Raw genomic sequence first — 16,809 nt, 5'->3', positions numbered from 1 at the left:
GTATAGCCTAAAATGGTGTAAACAGCGTACTTTTTTGTCTCGTATTGATTGCGAATGGTTGTGTACATGCAGTCTACAAAGACAAAAGGATAACATTCATCTAAAGGACGACTTTGCCATTCTTCTAAATCAGGCAGCACGGTATCTGTGATATCAGAAACCATTTCATGAGACACAGAAAAGCCGTAAATGTCTTCAATGGTAGATGATATGTCTCGTTGGGACATGCCTCTCGCATACATGGAAATAACCTTGTCCTCTATTTCAGAAACATCTTTTTTACGTTTCGGGATGATCTGAGGTTCAAAAGAGCCGTCACGATCTCGTGGCACCTCGATTTCCACTTCCCCAGCACTGGTATTTAAGATTTTCTTTCCGTAACCATTTCTCCTGTTATCTGTGCTCTTTTCCCCTTTATCGTTTGAATCATAGCCAAGATGATGGTTCATTTCACCTTTTAACATGGATTCAAACATAGGGCCAAATATGTCTTTCAGTGCATTCTGCATGTCTTGTACGGACTCTGGTTGGTATTGTTCTATAATTCTATTAGCTAACTCTACTGATTTTGGATCACGCTTCGATTTCGCCATTAGAAACAACTCCCCAATTCATATATTCTTAGTTTAACAATAAAAAAATAAACTGCGAAGTAAGAGCCGTACGCTCTCTTACTTACACAGTTTATATTACACTCCCGCAATGGCCAATTTGCTCGCTTAATTAGCCATTGCTTTTTAAACTATATTTCGTTATTAAATCTTTTACATTACGTATAATATACTCAACGTCTTCATTTACCATGCCGGGGAATAAAGGTAAAGTAATGATTTTACTATATACTTCTTCTGAAATTGGATATTCTCCATTTCTGTATCCCAACTTTTGGTAATATGGTTGGTAGTGAACAGGGATGTAGTGAACATTAACTCCTATACCAACTTTTTGTAAAGCTTCAAACATTTCTTTTCTATCACAACATAGCTTTTCTGTTTCTAACTGTAGTACATATAAATGCCAACTTGATTTGGAGTCACGGCTTTGAAATGGAATGGTTACTTCATCAAGTATTCTGAAAGCATCATTATACTGCTTAACTATTTTTCTGCGTTTTTCAATAAACATATCCAACTTGTTTAATTGACTTGTACCTAAGGCAGCTTGAATATCAGTCATCCGGTAATTATACCCAAGGAATTGCATCTCATAATACCATGGACCATGATACTCTTTTAAAAGAGTCTTATCACGAGTGATTCCGTGTGAACGAAACTGTTTTAACTTATCATAATATAATTTGTTATTCGTAGTAATAATACCACCTTCTCCAGTTGTTATATGTTTAACTGGATGGAAACTGAACATTGTCATATCTGCAATTGAGCCAATTTTTTTACCTTTGTAAGTTGCACCTATTGCATGTGCGGCATCTTCAATTACTACTAAATTATTTTCTTCGGCAATTTTTATTATTTCTTCTAAATTTACAGGTTGCCCTGTATAATCTACTGGAATAATTGCTTTTGTTTTTGAAGTGATTTTCCTGCGAATCTCTTTTGGATCAATATTATAAGTCTTGGGGTCGATATCGGCAAAAATAGGTATTCCGCCAACATATAGTACACAATTAGCACTAGCTGCAAAAGTCATTGGTGTTGTAATTACTTCGTCGCCATCCCTAATACCCGCAGCAAAACACGCTCCATGTAATGCAGCAGTCCCGTTAGAAAAGGCAACTGCATATTTAGCACCAACATATTCTGCAATCCTTTGCTCGAATAAGTCCACTATAGGTCCAGTAGTTAAAAAATCACTTTTTAAAGCCTTTACTACTTCTTGAATATCTTGCTCATCTATTGTTTGCTTTCCGTATGGTATAAATGGATGCTTAGAATTTACCATTTCAGCTATCACCACTGTTAACTTCAATTAATCTACGTAAATCTTCTACAGCTAACCATTGATCGTTAGTATTACTTACATAACAAAATCCTTCTACTAATTGTTTACCGCCTTGCCCATTTTCTGGCTTCCACCATGAAAAGTCAGGTTGAATAACAAAATAATCACCCATATCAAGCGTTTTTCGGGAGTCATCTACTGTTATCATAGATTCATGTAACTTTTCTCCAGGTCTTATTCCTACATATTGTAAACTGCAATTAGGAGCAATAGCTTCTGCTAAATCTGTAACTTTCATACTTGGTATTTTAGGAACAAATATTTCTCCACCATACATTCTATTAAAACTATCAATAACAAATTGAACTCCTTGCTCAAGTGTGATCCAAAATCGAGTCATTCTTTCATCTGTAATTGGAATAGTTCCAGTATGTTTCATTTTTTGAAAGAACGGTACTACACTACCTCTACTCCCCACTACGTTTCCATATCTAACTACCGAGAATGCAGATTCTTTATCACCTGTGTATGAATTTGCAGCGACAAATAATTTATCTGAAGCTAATTTTGTAGCACCATATAGGTTTACAGGGCTGGCGGCCTTATCTGTACTAAGTGCTATAACTTTTTTAACACCTCTATCAATAGCAGCTTCAATAATGTTTTCCGCCCCGTAAACATTAGTTTTAATTGCTTCGAAAGGATTGTACTCACATGCCCCAACATGTTTTAAGGCAGCAGCGTGAACTACATAATCAACCCCATCAAATGCTCGATAAAGTCTATCTTTATCACGTACATCTCCTATGAAGAAGCGTATTCTTTTATCTTTAAATTCTTGCGCCATCTCATATTGCTTTAACTCATCTCGACTAAATACAATTACCTTTTTAACGTCAAAAGTTAATATTTTTTTAATAAATTTCTTTCCAAAAGAACCAGTTCCACCTGTAACTAGGATAGTTTTGTTGTTGAATTCTTCCAAGTACATTACCCTCTTCGTTTCTTATTTATCTTCTATAACTAGATACTATATTAATATCGGCAGTAATTGCAAAAATATAAATTTTAGATACAATGCGTTTTAAGTTTAAATGTAAATATGTAGAGCTTATATCCCTTCGTTTAAAATGCTAATAACTACTTTATAGACCATTTATTTCCATTTTATAGAAAAAAAGCCTAAATAAATTTAAACTTTAACCGATAATATTTTCGTAAAAGTATTTCATATTATTTAAACATAATCAATTACATTCTTTATGGTAAGAACCATAATTCTTCACATCGAAAGAAGGCACAAAAGATGTACATAAACAGTAACCAACTACAATTAAAGATTAATAACAAAACAAAACAAACGCAAAATAACATACAAAAATCACTAGAAAAGCTCTCAAGCGGACTAAGAATAAATTCCGCTTCAGATGATGCAGCTGGATTAGCTATAAGTCAAAAATTACTTGCTTTAAAAAGAGGTACCAATCAAGCAATCCGCAACGTTCAAGATGCTAATTCATTAGTACAAACAGCTGACAGTGCAATGCAAGAAATGTCAGGAATCGTTCAACGTATTCGTGAACTTACCATACAGGCCATGAATGGTACGAATACAGATATTCATCACCAACCCGGAGGAATGTCGGATGCTGATACATTACTTATTCAAAATGAAATCGATGAACTAAAGAAGAGCCTAAATGATATTGTGAAAAATACAGAATTTAACAACAAGAAACTACTCACAAATATTAATCCCGGGGAATATATCTATGAGAGCCGCGAAGCTTCTAAAACGATAGCGTTAAACGAACTACAAAAAAACAATGCAACTATTTACAATAATGTGATGGATAGTGATTATCTCTATCCGATAGATCAAACAAGTAATCTTAATGTTGTTCGTAATCCTTCCATCCAAACGGTTCCACATGAACCAGAATCCTATAATGCATCAACTGTAGTTGACCATCATCCAAGATGGACCGCTGATGGGCAATCGATTATATTTGACTCCACTCGGGATAATGGGAACTATATTGTACCAAGTGATGGAAGTATCGATCCAAGTGTAAATAACAGTTCTATCCCTATTGATCAAAAGATGTATATAAACAATGGTTTAATGCGACTACGATATGATAGTTCTACTGCTAGTTTGTATTTAGAAAAAAGATACTCCACAAGTAGTAGTTATTGGCAGAATGTGAAAACATATAGCTATAATCAAAATGATGGAACAACAGGGTTTAGTTTTTCACCTATTGAGGAAGTAGGTAAAACATCATTTGTTTATTCTGATAATGAAGGTAATATTCAAAAAGTAGATGTAGATATAACCAATCAAACAGCTGGTAGTAGCAAACCCATTATTCCAACTACGGACACATTAAATGTTCCCGCAATTAATAACACAATTACATTGCAGAATTCACCGGACCTATACCGGATGAACACGGAAACTGCATCGTTTCGAATTCAAAAAATAAATGATAATGGATCGACTGAATTAGTATATTGGGATGGTTCTGAAACACCACCTGAAGATGGCTACTATTATACGCTCGAAGGAAATGAAATAACATTTTATGGGAAAGCGATTATTGGAAATGAATCAGGAGATGATGCACAGGACTATTACTCTATATCTTATGTTTCCGACAGTTTTCAAAACAACTTTTACACCCTAAGTATTCCTTCGAATGCTGAGGTTTATAATATGCACGCTGACAGTGAAGAAGGTGCACCGCGTTCTTTAAATATAAGAGTTGGAGGCACTGTGGTAGATAAATCTCAGCTATTATCAGAAAGACCAATTGATGTGGAAGGAACAACAGGAGTATTCGTAGATGAGGAGAATGGGATAATAGAATTTTATGGTGATCTGCGTCCTTCCCATAATCAAACTGTTGAAGTTGACTATCTATCAGATTATGATGGACAAAACGAGATTCAATCCTATTTAATTGATTCCAATATCGATACGTATAATCTTACCGATTCAGATCTTTCTACCAATCGATCTTTACGAGTTTATGTTGGTGGAGAAGAAGTTGCTTATGATGAAACAAAAACGAATGGATATACTTATGAAAATGGCTATATAAAGCTATACGGTAATGCACGTCCAGATATGTTTTCGAACGAATCAGTAACTTATCAATATGTATCGGATAGTACAAACACAGATAAAGAAGTTTATGGGATTAAATTGAATTATCATCCTGAAATTTACAATCTTGGAAGTGATACTTCTCCTAACTCTATTCATGTATATCGAAACGGGACAGAAGAAATTGCTTATTCTGATGTTGAAGGCTATACCTATAACGCAGATACAAATACTATTGAGCTACATGGTTTGTCTCGTCCGGATGTTAATGATACCTATTTCATCGAAATGGTAGTCCCAACGAATGATGTTTCCAAAACAGATGACAAGGTAGAAGTTCAATTATCCCGAACACCGGAAAATTATGGAAATGATAATCCAATCACATTCAAGGTTTTGGTGGATGGGAGTGAAGTAAGCTACGATTCTACGAAACAAAATGGTTATTTTTATAATAGTTCTACCAATCGGATTGAGTTGTATGGAGATGCTCGCCCATCTTCGGGAGACTCCAGTAATTATGATGTAGAGGTTCGATACGTATATGAGAGATCCTATACGAACGTGGGTAATGATTCCTATGATTTTCAATTAGCCTCTAATACATTAAACTACGGTGATGAGAATCAGAGTGAACCTAGGGCAATACGCGTTTATCAAAATGGTGTTGAAATTCCATATGATGAAACAAATGGGTATACGTATGACAGTAGTTCCAAACAGCTTTCCTTACATGGGACTTTTCGACCGGATAAAGATGATAATAACTATGATTTCGATATTTATACTGTAAAATCTACTGATTTAATTCAAAATGTTCCAAGTGGTTCCTATGTATACAAGGTAGAGTTGAACGGAGAGGAAGTCCAACAAACAGATGACTTTTCGGGTAATGGTTATGTTTACAGTGGAAATCAAATAGAAATAGTTGGCGATGCTCGTCCTGATATTACGAATTCCTCTTACAATACTGATTTGAAGGTTTATTACTTTGATTCATTAGCTATTAATCTGGACGATAACATGCCAACAGATTACTTTCATAATTACTGTGAGCATGAAACTGGCCATGGATTAATGGATGCAGAGTTAGATCCATCAAGCCTACAGATGTATCTAAATAATAATCTTTTAAACGAGGATCAGTACTCATTCTCAGGGAATCGAATTGTATTGAATCAAAATAATATAGCATTAAATGCAGGTGATAATGTTCTTTCGGTTCAATACAATGTCCGTCAAGGAACTGGATATGAACCAAATCAATTTGTATTCCAAACTGGAGCGAATGCAAGACAAAATTACACGGTAGAAATAAACTCCTTTGATAATATGTTAAGAGATACGAATGTGATTTGTGTCCGTGATTTGCAGGATGCAACAAAAGGATTAGAAATTATTGATAAAGCACAAAACTTTATTTTAAAGGAACTTGGGAATATTGGTGCAAGTGAAAATAGATTAGAACACATTTCATCCAATTTAGAAGTAATTAAGGAAAATACTACCCGAGCATTAAGTCAAATTCAAGACGCTGATATGGCAAAAGAATCCATGAATCTTGTTAAATTTCAAATACTAGGACAAACGCAACAAGCAATGATCACTCATGTCAATCAAAGTAAGGAACAAGTTTTACAATTATTAAAATAAAACTACTTTAGAGAGACTCTTTCGTTAGAGTCTCTAATTTAATTTCTGTACTAGTAAGAGGTTGAGATTTAGTACATTTAAAATAACAAATTACAAAATACCTATTCACTCCTCCGATTTTTGTACGATAAACAAAATAGGTACAAAGTTATAAATACTAATCTATTTCTTTTTAAAGTATTAAGACTATAGAAGAATTAAAGCTAGTTCATATAACGAATTCGATTGGTATCCGTAAAAATTATATGTAAACTGCAAATAACATTAAACATGGAGGTCCACAAATGGATAAATCATCACTAATAGGAATCATACTAGGAGTTGTTGCCATCGGGGTTGGGATGGTTTTAAAAGGGGTTGGCCTCGGAGCTTTAATTAATCCAGCTGCAATCTTGATTATTTTAGCTGGTACAGTAGCTTCGGTTACAATTGCTTTCCCAATGAATACCTTGAAGAAGGTGCCTGCACTTTTTAAAATTATATTCACCGAGAAAAAGGAAGAAAACTTTGGAGAGATTATTAATATGTTCTCCAACTGGGCAGACCAAGCGCGTAAAGAAGGCATTTTGTCATTAGAGAACCAAATAGATAATATCGATGATTCTTTTCTTTCTTCTGGTCTACAATTAGCAGTCGATGGTCAGACGCCGGAATTTATTCGAGAGGTTCTGCTTGAAAAAGTTGATGCGATGGAAAGACGCCACCAAGAAGGAGCTGCGATATTCTCTCAAGCCGGTACCTATGCACCAACTTTAGGGGTATTAGGAGCTGTTATCGGATTGATTGCGGCATTAGCTGACATGAGTGACATTGAAGCATTAGGTCATGCGATTTCAGCTGCCTTCGTTGCAACATTACTTGGTATTTTTACTGGTTATGTGTTATGGCATCCTTTTGCCAATAAACTAAAAGCCAAGTCAAAACGAGAAGTTGAAATTAGGGAAATTATGATTGAAGGGATTATTTCGATTACGACAGGGGAGTCATCAAAAGTTGTAAAAGATAAGTTAGGCTCTTTCTTAACATCTAAAGATTATGAGAAACTAATCTCGGAGCCTGACAATGAGTAAAAATAAAAAGCATAAGGAAGAGCATCATGTTGATGAATCTTGGTTACTCCCCTACGCAGATTTATTAACACTACTTGTGGCATTGTTTATCGTTTTGTTTGCGATGAGTGAAATTGATACAAAGAAATACGAAGAATTAGCTGCAGTATTCCGAAATGAATTTTCTAGTGGAGATGAAGGGATAATGGATAATCCAAGTCCTATTCCTCCCACTGAAGTGCGACCTGAGCAAAAAGATAAGGAAGAGGAGCACGACAAGGAAGAGACAGAAGAAGGAACAACAGAATTACTCAATTTACAAGAGCTTCAGGAAAGAATCAATCAATATATAAATGAAAACAATCTCACCGACTCGTTGGCTACACAATTATCAGAAGAAGGACTAATGATTTCAATCAAGAATGATATTTCCTTTGATTCTGGTAGTGCAGTTGTTAAAGAGGATGGTAGAGTGGTTGCACGTGAGATCTCTAATCTCCTTTATACAGATCCGCCGCATCAGGTAGTTATCAGTGGTCATACCGATGATGTGCCTATGAATAATAGTCAGTTCGGGTCTAACTGGGAGTTAAGTGTTATGCGTGCCGTTAATTTTATGAATTTAGTGCTTGAGAATGAAGATCTTGATCCAACTACATTTAGTGCGAAAGGGTTTGGAGAATTTAAACCACTAGTGCCAAATGATAGTGCGGAAAATCGGGCAAGAAATAGACGAGTAGAAGTATTGATATTACCGAATTACGATATTGCCGGTCAGATTGAAGCTAACGAGTAAAATTGTACTAAATATTTCAGGTGTTAATTAAGTTATTGTTTAACTTGGTTATTCTGTGACACAGAATAACCATTTCATTTTTACATAAAAAATATCAACTAGAGGTGTTAAGCATGAAGAGGTTAGTAGTATTAAAAAGTATTCGTACCAAAATTATCCTAGGGTTTTCTCTGATATTACTGTTTGTCTTAATCCTAGGTACATTTAATTTCCTAACAATTAGTAAGATGAATAATGATACATCGGATATTGTTAGTGATCAAGTTCCTTTAGTAGTTGCGGAGGAAAAGCTTGCCTTTAATATGGCAAATCGTACGGCTTTATTGAATGGTTATCTATTATATGGCGACAAAAATTACCGTGATAGTTTTGATGGTGGTATAGAAGAGAGTATTGCCTTGGAAAATCAAGTTATAGAGTTAAGTGGATCAGCTGAAGTTAACGATTTAATTGATAAGAAGATTCAGTGGGGAACGCTAACCGATGAAGTGCTAGCGGCTTATGATGAAGGCGATAAAGAGAAAGCCATGACAATCATGAACAATCAAGTTAAACCACTTGCAGATGAGCTGATGGAAGGTTTTGAAGCATTAGCATCAAAACAAGAAGAATTAATCAATGACAAAGGTCAAGAAATAATTGACAGTGGTAATGCAAGTAATATGACAAGTTTAATTTTCGCTATATTGGTTGTCGCAATTGGTATCCTAGTCGCAATTATAACGGCTACGCTTATCACGAAACCAATTAAGCTAGTTATGAATCGTATGAAAGCAATTGCAAATGGAGAGCTACACCATACACCATTAGAAACTAAATCAATGGATGAGGTTGGCCAGCTTGTCGAGGCTACAAATGAAATGAATGCTAATATGCGTGAGCTGTTATCAACAATAAATGAGGTTTCGGAAACTGTATCAAGTCAAAGTGAGGAATTAACGCAATCTGCAAATGAAGTGAAGCTAGGTGCAGAGCAAATTGCTTCTACTATGGAAGAACTTGCCACAGGTACAGAAACACAGGCGAATAGTGCAGGTGACCTCTCATCAATTATGGGTACATTTTCTACAAACGTTATGGAAGCAAATGAAAATGGGGAGCATATTGCGAATTATTCCAAAGAGGTGCTTGATTTGACTAATGAGGGAGCACATCTAATGGAGTCTTCTACATATCAAATGCAGCAGATTGATCAAATTGTACTAGATGCTGTCAAGAAGGTTGAAGGATTAGATGCGCATTCGCAAAAAATTTCGAATCTAGTTTCTGTTATTCAAGAAATTGCAGAGCAGACAAATCTATTAGCACTTAACGCTGCGATTGAAGCAGCGCGTGCTGGGGAACATGGGAAAGGATTTGCCGTTGTTGCTGACGAAGTAAGAAAGCTTGCTGAGCAAGTTTCGGATTCTGTATCGGACATTACAGGTATCGTCGGTAATATTCAAAACGAATCGAGTTCAGTTTCGGAATCCTTGCAAAATGGTTATAAAGAAGTGGAACAAGGAACAGTGCAAATTGAAACAACTGGACAAACCTTTAAGAAAATTAGTGACGCAGTATCGAATATGGTTACGAGCATCACTACGGTAACAACTAATTTAACGACCATGGCTGCTAACAGCCAAGAAATGAGTAGTTCTATTGAAGAGATTGCAGCAATTTCTGAGGAATCTGCAGCTGGAGTCGAGCAAACATCTGCATCTGCTCAACAAGTAAGTGGGTCAATGGAAGAATTTGCTGGAAGCTCTGATCAACTTGCTAAGCTAGCAGAAGAATTAAACTTGCAGATTGGTAAATTCAAGTTATAAGTGAATAGTGAAACTGAATCGGTTTGATCTCTCAGTAGCATATTGGGAGACAAACCGATTGTTTATTCAAAGCATTAATGTTTGGATAAATTTACCGTAAACATATTTATGCAAAAGCTATACAAGAAGAATTAATTTCGTACGATATAGTAAATAAGTCCTTGGTTTATGTTGGATTGCCTTCCTGATAGTTCTTTACCAATAATACGAAATTCCACTATTTATTGAGTAGTAAGGTAAATACTGGTTGCATGTATGACCAGAAAGTATTATGATAGTGATGGAAATTTTTTAACATAGTAAAAAAGTCTTATTAATAGGTCTTTTTTACTAAAAAATAGTCCGCAAGGAAAAAGAGTAAATAATTCGCTTTACTAGTAACCTACGATAATAGCAAACTTATTGAAAGATAAGGACGCAAAGCTACGGGTCTAAGGTCTTATGACTAGGATCGCCGGGTTGCCGAAAAGGTTGGAAAAGACAATTGATTTCAATGTGTTTATTGGCCGATAGGAAAGTATAACAATCTTTCTCGCCGGCATAAGGAAAACTAATGCAATCGCTAAAGGAACGAGCGATTGCAAGTTTTCTAATGATGCATTGAAAAACCGATAGTCCGCCAAACTTTTTTGGGGGGCTATTTTTTATTTTTAATAATTATTTTTAGGAGGAAAAAGAAATGACAACAAATGTAATTGCACATGCAGCGTTAGAGGAGAATATTCGTGGGATTTTAGAATTAATTGGAGAGGATCCAAATCGTGAAGGACTATTAGATACGCCTAACCGTGTAGCAAAAATGTATAAGGAAGTATTTGCAGGAGTTGGAATTCCGCCAGAACAGGCACTAACAACGACTTTTGATTCAGAGGGCTATGATGGCATGATCGTTGTAAAGGACATTGATTACTATACATTCTGTGAGCATCATTTAATTCCATTTTTCGGAAAAGCTTCTATTGGATATATTCCGGATGATCGTATTGTTGGATTAAGTAAGTTTGCTAGATTAGTAGAATTGGCTTCCAAAAGACCTCAGGTTCAGGAGCGTATGACAGACCAAATCGCTAATGCAATTGAGACGGTTCTTCAGCCAAAAGGGGTTATGGTGACTTTAGAGGGTCAGCATTTATGTATGTGTGCTCGCGGCGTGAAGAAGCCAGGTTCAGCAACGGTAACGACTGTTAAGAAGGGTCTATTCAAAGAGAACGATTCACTTGTTCGCGAGTTTGAAAAGAATATCGAAACTAGATAAGAAGGGTGAGTCAAACATGCTTTATTTATCGAGAAGAATTGACTTTTCAGCCATGCATAGTTACCACGTTCCAGAATGGACTGCGGAGAAGAATGAACAAGTATTTGGTTTATGTAGCAATCTGAACGGTCATGGTCATGATTACAAGTTAGAGGTCATGGTTAAAGGTGAGCTAAATGATGAATCCGGGATTGTTGTGAATACCGTTGATATAAAGGATTTAGTTGGAGGCTTAATTGAAGAAGAGCTGGATGGAAAATATTTAAATAGAGAGCATCCATATTTCGTGAAAAACATCCCGACTACTGAGAATATCGTGATGTACTTATGGGATAAGGTAGCACCTCAACTTGAGGATTGTACGCTACATCGTTTGAGATTACATGAGAACAGTTATTTGTTTTCTGAGAAGGGAGAAGGGAAATTGGTCAATTTAACGAGAAAATATCATTTTAGTGCAGCGCATCGCTTGCATAGTGACAAGCTTTCTGATGAGGAAAACCTAGCTTTATTTGGCAAGTGTAATAATCCACATGGCCATGGTCACAATTATTACTTGGACGTTACGGTTACTGGAGAACCAGATTCGACTACTGGAATGATAGTCGATCTAGGGCAATTAGACGAAACGGTTGAAGCAATTATTTTAAAGAAATTTGATCATAAGCATTTGAATTTAGATGTGGAAGAGTTTGCAGGCTTGAATCCGACATCAGAGGTTGTGGCAAAGGTTATTTATGACATGCTGGCACCTCATATCAATAATTTATATAAGGTTGGATTATGGGAAACCGAGAAAAATTACTTCGAATATTTTGGGCCGGGTGAAGCGAAATGAAAATGGACCTATCACAATTAAAAGGAAAAGTAGTGGTTATTACCGGTGCTAGTCGTGGTATCGGAAAGGCTATTGCTGATATGTTAGTGAAATGGGATGTAAAGCTTGTCCTTGGGGCAAGAAGTATCGAGCAATTAGCGACAGATTATCAGCAGGATAATGTATTACTAGTTCCGTTAAATGTTCGCGAAGAAAAATCTGTTGAGCAGCTAGTAGGTCAGGCTGTCACTAATTTTGGTCGAATTGATGTATTAATTAATTCAGCTGGTGTAGGAACCTTTGCGAATATACTAGATTCTGATACCCAGGATTTTGACGATATGATTGCGGTTAATCTTCGCGGTACATACCTAACCTGCAAGCATGTTGGAGGAATAATGAAAGAGCAACAAGACGGGCAAATCTTGAATTTAGTATCGGTCGCAGGTTCGACAGCCCTTCCAGGAAATGGTGGGTATACGGCATCTAAGTTTGGCGTTCGTGGGTTAACACAGGTACTACAATCAGAGTTAAGAAGCGATGGTGTTCGGATTACTGCTGTACTACCTGGTGCAATTGACAGCCCATTCTGGGAGACTAGTAATTTTGAACTCGATAAAGCGAATATGATTCCATTACAATCCATCGCAGAGCATATCGCATTTTTATTATGTCAGCCTAAGCAATCTGTAGTTGATGAAATTACCATAATGCCACCTTATGGAATCCTATAAAGACGGGACGGGCAAGTAAATGGGGTTTTTTCAAAAAATTCGAAAAGAGGGCACTGGAGACAGCCAAGAACAAGTACAGCTTACAACGGAGCCGAAGTTTTCACATCTAGTATCCTATCAATCTGTTCAAAGAAGAGCATTGATAGGATGGGTTGTTTCGAGATGTGCAGCTGCTTTAAAGCTTGATGAGTTAGATAGAGAAGCATTATTTCTCAAGTCATTTGAGGCTATTTCATTTGAAGAGTTAGAAGATGGACTTATAAAAGAATTAATGCAACTAGCAGATAGTCTTGTAGACTGGATTCGAGCGAATGCTGTTATCGAGGAAGAGATGAAGGCAATTCATCCAGAACATATTTCAAAAGACGTACTAACAAGGGTATTCAGTGAAATTCAAGCAGATGTGAAGTTTGATGACTTACAACCGATTCAAAAGGAAAATGCGTGGGAAGTATACCGGGATGTTATCTATGCTTCCACTCATGGTAGTTTCCTCTTAATTGCTAAAAATGAGATTAAGAAATACCAACAGGGTGAACAGTTATGTTCTGTTAAAATCGTCAACCGGGAGGATGTTCCAAAGGCTCGTAATACTGCTAAAGAAGTATTTACGGATTTAGGATTATCTTCCTCGAAGGTAATGAGCTATAACTTAATTATTTCCGAAGCGGTTACGAATATTTTAAAACATGCGGAACATGGAGAGATGACCATTTACCGAGCAGCGAATGCCTTTCATGTCATCATCTCAGATAAGGGACCAGGATTTCCATTAAAAATCTTACCGAAAACAACGTTAATGGCTGGATTTTCTACGAAAGAGTCGCTTGGACAGGGATTTACGTTAATGATGAAGATGGCGAAACAGGTCGTGTTAGAGACTTCGGAAACGGGTTCGACGCTTATTCTTATTCTGGAAGCTGGAGGGGATGAACATGCAAATGAAAAATGAATTTGATCCTAATAGTACTATTCAAAAAACGTTAATGACTGCGAGATTATTTGATGGCTTTTGGGATCGTTGGGTTGTTCATGGAATCGATTTTACAGAGGTGCAATCGGTCAGAGAATCGCTCGCAACATTATCAGGATGGACAGATTCATTTTCACAGCTTGGTGAAAAACATCTGGAAGAAGCAAAACTGCTGGAAAAAGAAGGCTCGTTGGAACAGGCGGAATCTCGTTATCGTCAATCAGCATTATATTATAATCTTGTCCATTGGATTTATCCAAATCGGTCAGAAGAGAAAATGAAGTGGTATCAAAGGTCACAAGAAATAGTGAAAAAAGCTGATGATATCGCGTGTATTCCATGTAGCAAGGAACATTTTTCGATTGATGGCATGGGCTGTATTGGCCGGGTTCGGGAGCCTAAAGCACCGATTGGCTGTATTATCATCGTGAATCCGATTGATTCCACAAAGGAAGAATTATATAGCTATGAAAATCATTTTCTTGAGTCTGGTTTTATAACGGTTAGTTTCGATGGGCCAGGACAAGGAGAAACATATACATTCAACGGAATGAAAGTAACGAAGAAGCGATGGGAAGCATTTGTTCAGCAGGTCATTGATTGGACAGCTAACCATTATCCGAATCAGGCAATCCATTTGTTTGGAACGAGTTCTGGTGCAGCTTGGTCAATTTATGGAAGTACGCACCCTAAGGTGAAAAGTGTTTCTTCTGTTAGTCCAGCGGTAGGTGAGCGTAATGCTATTCCAGGCTATTTCGGCGAACGGATTCAATTTATTGCAGAACCCGGTGAGTCTAGCTATGTTGTTCCAGATCTTAAGGATGTTAATCAATACCAATCAATCCAATTATTTCATGGGAATAAGGATGTTATGGTACCAGATAATGATATACAACAATTTTATGAAAGTTTACCTTCTCCAAAGCGCTTAGTAGAGTACCCAGAGGAAGGGCATTGCTGTAATTACAAACTAAACGAGGTTCGAGAACAATCCATGAAATGGTTTATTCCGGAAAGGTGAGATTGACATGACTATAGAAGAATTTATCGAAATAATTTCTGATATAACCCACATCCCAACAGAGAATATACAGCCAGAGACAAACTTTGTGAATGATTTAGGAATTGATTCGTTAGGATTAGTGAATTTGTTTTTGCAACTAGCTGATAAAGCGGGAATTGATTTTAATCAATTTGTAAGTCAAGAAAGTGTTCAAACAGTGGAAGACGTATATAGAATCGTTGAGGGAGGATAAGTTCATGCACGCTATAATGGATAAGCTATTTAATTATGATGAGGACAAAGTAATTTTATCAACGTTCACGAATGACTACACAGCACGCGATATAAAGGAAATGGTCGTGTTTTATGAGGAAATGTTGAAGGACAAAGAAATAAATGGAAAACGGGTTTGCTTAATTATACCGACCATTCATACGTACCTAGCGATTGCGCTAGCAGTTAACAATTTAGGAGGAACGATTATTCCACTTAGCTGGCAATATCGAAAAGAAGATTTGACAGCAGTGATGGAATTTTTAAGTCCTCAGATAATCTTTACGATTAAAGAACTGAACCAATTTTCATTCAGTGAAACATTACAAAATTGGGCTAGAGAATCTAAAAAAGAAACGGTTATTTTTGATTCAGCTGATAACACAACTTGGTCAGAGCATTATTTTGACGGGGAACCAAGACATCTGGAAGAAACGAAAATAGAATTTATTTGCTGTTCTTCTGGAAGCACTGGTACTCCAAAAGGAATGGTGCTGCAAAATAATATTCTGGATGCGGCTTACGATCTATTTCCAAGGTATATGGATTTCCAGCGAACCGACAATGTGTTTCTTATAGCACCGCCGACTGGTATTTTTGGCCTAACAACTTTCTTTTATGGTATTCAAAGTGGGGCTAAAATTGTTTTCGCGGAAAACTTTGATTTACTAAAAATCATCGGCATGTTAGATAAACATCAATGTAACAAGATAGTCGGTACACCTTCATTACTGAAAGCAATTTACCAAGTAGCAAAAGGGGTAAAACCAGCCGTTATGGAGAACTTTACCTGGGTTGTACTTGGAGGAGAAAAAATCCCTCACGATTTCCTAGAACAAATTGCATTAACCGATGATTGTCAGGTAATGACACTTTATGGAAGTACTGAGGGTGGAGCAATTGCCTACAATAACTTCCGTGAAACTAGCCAATATTCAATCGTAGAAGGTAATGAATATAAGCTTCAAGATGGGGAGTTATTGGTTAAATCACAAACTGCTTTTAAAGAATATTATCAAAATCCGACCCTTACAAGTGAAGTAGTCGATGAAGAGGGATGGCTGTATACCGGTGATATGGCTGACATAAAGGCAGACGGTAAGTTTGACATCGTTGGTCGTAAAAAAGAAATGATAAAAAAAGGCGGACAAGCTGTATTTTCAGGGGAAATTGAGCAAACGCTGATTCATCATGAAAAAGTGAAGCAAGCAGCAGTTTTTGGAGTACCGCATGCTATTTATGGGGAAGAAATTATTGCATTTGTTGTTCCGGATGGAGAAGTGAATAGTAAAGAGCTTACCTATTACTGTTCGCAACGAATTGCAGCTTACAAAGTACCGGACCAAATCGAATTCATTGATGAGTTCCCGGTTACACAAGGTAAAGTGGACAAAATCACGCTTAAAAAAATACATTCTGGAACAGTTTAAGGAG

At 36.6% G+C, this 16,809-nt stretch carries 14 protein-coding genes and 1 riboswitch; of the genes, 11 read left to right on the top strand and 3 right to left on the bottom strand.

The genetic code is table 11. The features are described 5' to 3' along the window. From JF53_RS04700 to pseB, 3 genes are all read right to left on the bottom strand, one after another. The coding region (locus JF53_RS04700; RefSeq protein WP_201777894.1) for an IS256 family transposase at window positions 1-593 on the bottom strand (593 nt) is incomplete at its 3' end. Window positions 594-723: 130 nt separating this feature from the next. Beyond that, window positions 724-1,902: a UDP-4-amino-4,6-dideoxy-N-acetyl-beta-L-altrosamine transaminase gene (gene pseC, locus JF53_RS04695; protein WP_047980874.1), complete on the bottom strand. Its 1,179-nt coding sequence runs from the start codon at window positions 1,900-1,902 to the stop codon at window positions 724-726. A gap of 1 nt (window position 1,903) precedes the next feature. Continuing rightward, window positions 1,904-2,887 (bottom strand): UDP-N-acetylglucosamine 4,6-dehydratase (inverting), encoded by a 984-nt coding sequence (pseB, locus tag JF53_RS04690; RefSeq protein ID WP_236686907.1) that lies wholly within the window; start codon window positions 2,885-2,887, stop codon window positions 1,904-1,906. 321 nt (window positions 2,888-3,208) lie between these two features. On the opposite strand from pseB, the gene JF53_RS04685 reads away from it, so the two are divergent. The 11 genes from JF53_RS04685 (at window position 3,209) to JF53_RS04635 (ending at window position 16,805) form a co-directional block, all read left to right on the top strand. Next, window positions 3,209-6,667 (top strand): flagellin N-terminal helical domain-containing protein, encoded by a 3,459-nt coding sequence (locus JF53_RS04685; protein WP_053071882.1) that lies wholly within the window; start codon window positions 3,209-3,211, stop codon window positions 6,665-6,667. A 284-nt stretch (window positions 6,668-6,951) separates the two neighbouring features. Further along, window positions 6,952-7,737, top strand: a complete 786-nt coding sequence (gene motA / locus JF53_RS04680) for a flagellar motor stator protein MotA (RefSeq protein ID WP_047980872.1) — start codon at window positions 6,952-6,954, stop codon at window positions 7,735-7,737. After that, window positions 7,730-8,512, top strand: coding sequence for a flagellar motor protein MotB (motB, locus tag JF53_RS04675; RefSeq protein ID WP_047980871.1), 783 nt, complete (start codon window positions 7,730-7,732; stop codon window positions 8,510-8,512). Before motA ends, motB begins: the two co-directional genes overlap by 8 nt. A gap of 113 nt (window positions 8,513-8,625) precedes the next feature. After that, window positions 8,626-10,320: a methyl-accepting chemotaxis protein gene (locus JF53_RS04670; RefSeq protein WP_047980870.1), complete on the top strand. Its 1,695-nt coding sequence runs from the start codon at window positions 8,626-8,628 to the stop codon at window positions 10,318-10,320. A 382-nt stretch (window positions 10,321-10,702) separates the two neighbouring features. Then, a riboswitch (cyclic di-GMP riboswitch) is annotated at window positions 10,703-10,787 on the top strand. Between the two features lie 212 nt (window positions 10,788-10,999). Further along, window positions 11,000-11,575: a GTP cyclohydrolase I FolE gene (gene folE, locus JF53_RS04665; RefSeq protein ID WP_047980869.1), complete on the top strand. Its 576-nt coding sequence runs from the start codon at window positions 11,000-11,002 to the stop codon at window positions 11,573-11,575. A 16-nt stretch (window positions 11,576-11,591) separates the two neighbouring features. Next, window positions 11,592-12,413 carry a 6-carboxytetrahydropterin synthase gene (locus tag JF53_RS04660; RefSeq protein ID WP_047980868.1) on the top strand — a complete coding sequence of 274 codons (822 nt, stop codon included), beginning with the start codon at window positions 11,592-11,594 and terminating at the stop codon, window positions 12,411-12,413. Further along, on the top strand, window positions 12,410-13,126 hold the full coding sequence (locus tag JF53_RS04655; protein WP_236686906.1) for an SDR family oxidoreductase: 717 nt from the start codon (window positions 12,410-12,412) through the stop codon (window positions 13,124-13,126). The genes JF53_RS04660 and JF53_RS04655 overlap by 4 nt, the downstream gene beginning before the upstream one ends. Window positions 13,127-13,145: 19 nt before the next feature. Further along, window positions 13,146-14,078: an ATP-binding protein gene (locus JF53_RS04650; RefSeq protein WP_047980867.1), complete on the top strand. Its 933-nt coding sequence runs from the start codon at window positions 13,146-13,148 to the stop codon at window positions 14,076-14,078. Further along, window positions 14,062-15,120, top strand: coding sequence for an alpha/beta hydrolase (locus JF53_RS04645; RefSeq protein ID WP_047980866.1), 1,059 nt, complete (start codon window positions 14,062-14,064; stop codon window positions 15,118-15,120). The genes JF53_RS04650 and JF53_RS04645 overlap by 17 nt, the downstream gene beginning before the upstream one ends. 7 nt (window positions 15,121-15,127) lie before the next feature. Then, entirely contained in the window at window positions 15,128-15,355 is a 228-nt protein-coding gene (locus JF53_RS04640; RefSeq protein WP_047980865.1) for an acyl carrier protein, read from the top strand. 4 nt (window positions 15,356-15,359) lie between these two features. Further along, entirely contained in the window at window positions 15,360-16,805 is a 1,446-nt protein-coding gene (locus JF53_RS04635) for a class I adenylate-forming enzyme family protein (RefSeq protein ID WP_047980864.1), read from the top strand. Window positions 16,806-16,809: the final 4 nt, after the last annotated feature.

The sequence above is a fragment of the Ornithinibacillus contaminans genome (assembly GCF_001038425.2).
In the GTDB taxonomy this organism is placed as follows: Bacteria; Bacillota; Bacilli; order Bacillales; family Amphibacillaceae; genus Ornithinibacillus; species Ornithinibacillus contaminans.
Note: the sequence above shows the minus strand (reverse complement) of the source record. Positions and strands in the feature narration are given on the sequence as shown.

Bases quoted from the DNA above. Each gene is read 5' to 3' on its own strand.
- pseC (WP_047980874.1), bottom strand. From the start codon at position 1,902: ATGGTAAATTCTAAGCATCCATTTATACCATACGGAAAGCAAACAATA.
- JF53_RS04685 (WP_053071882.1), top strand. From the start codon at position 3,209: ATGTACATAAACAGTAACCAACTACAATTAAAGATTAATAACAAAACA.
- motA (WP_047980872.1), top strand. From the start codon at position 6,952: ATGGATAAATCATCACTAATAGGAATCATACTAGGAGTTGTTGCCATC.
- motB (WP_047980871.1), top strand. From the start codon at position 7,730: ATGAGTAAAAATAAAAAGCATAAGGAAGAGCATCATGTTGATGAATCT.
- JF53_RS04670 (WP_047980870.1), top strand. From the start codon at position 8,626: ATGAAGAGGTTAGTAGTATTAAAAAGTATTCGTACCAAAATTATCCTA.
- folE (WP_047980869.1), top strand. From the start codon at position 11,000: ATGACAACAAATGTAATTGCACATGCAGCGTTAGAGGAGAATATTCGT.
- JF53_RS04660 (WP_047980868.1), top strand. From the start codon at position 11,592: ATGCTTTATTTATCGAGAAGAATTGACTTTTCAGCCATGCATAGTTAC.
- JF53_RS04655 (WP_236686906.1), top strand. From the start codon at position 12,410: ATGAAAATGGACCTATCACAATTAAAAGGAAAAGTAGTGGTTATTACC.
- JF53_RS04650 (WP_047980867.1), top strand. From the start codon at position 13,146: ATGGGGTTTTTTCAAAAAATTCGAAAAGAGGGCACTGGAGACAGCCAA.
- JF53_RS04645 (WP_047980866.1), top strand. From the start codon at position 14,062: ATGCAAATGAAAAATGAATTTGATCCTAATAGTACTATTCAAAAAACG.
- JF53_RS04640 (WP_047980865.1), top strand. From the start codon at position 15,128: ATGACTATAGAAGAATTTATCGAAATAATTTCTGATATAACCCACATC.
- JF53_RS04635 (WP_047980864.1), top strand. From the start codon at position 15,360: ATGCACGCTATAATGGATAAGCTATTTAATTATGATGAGGACAAAGTA.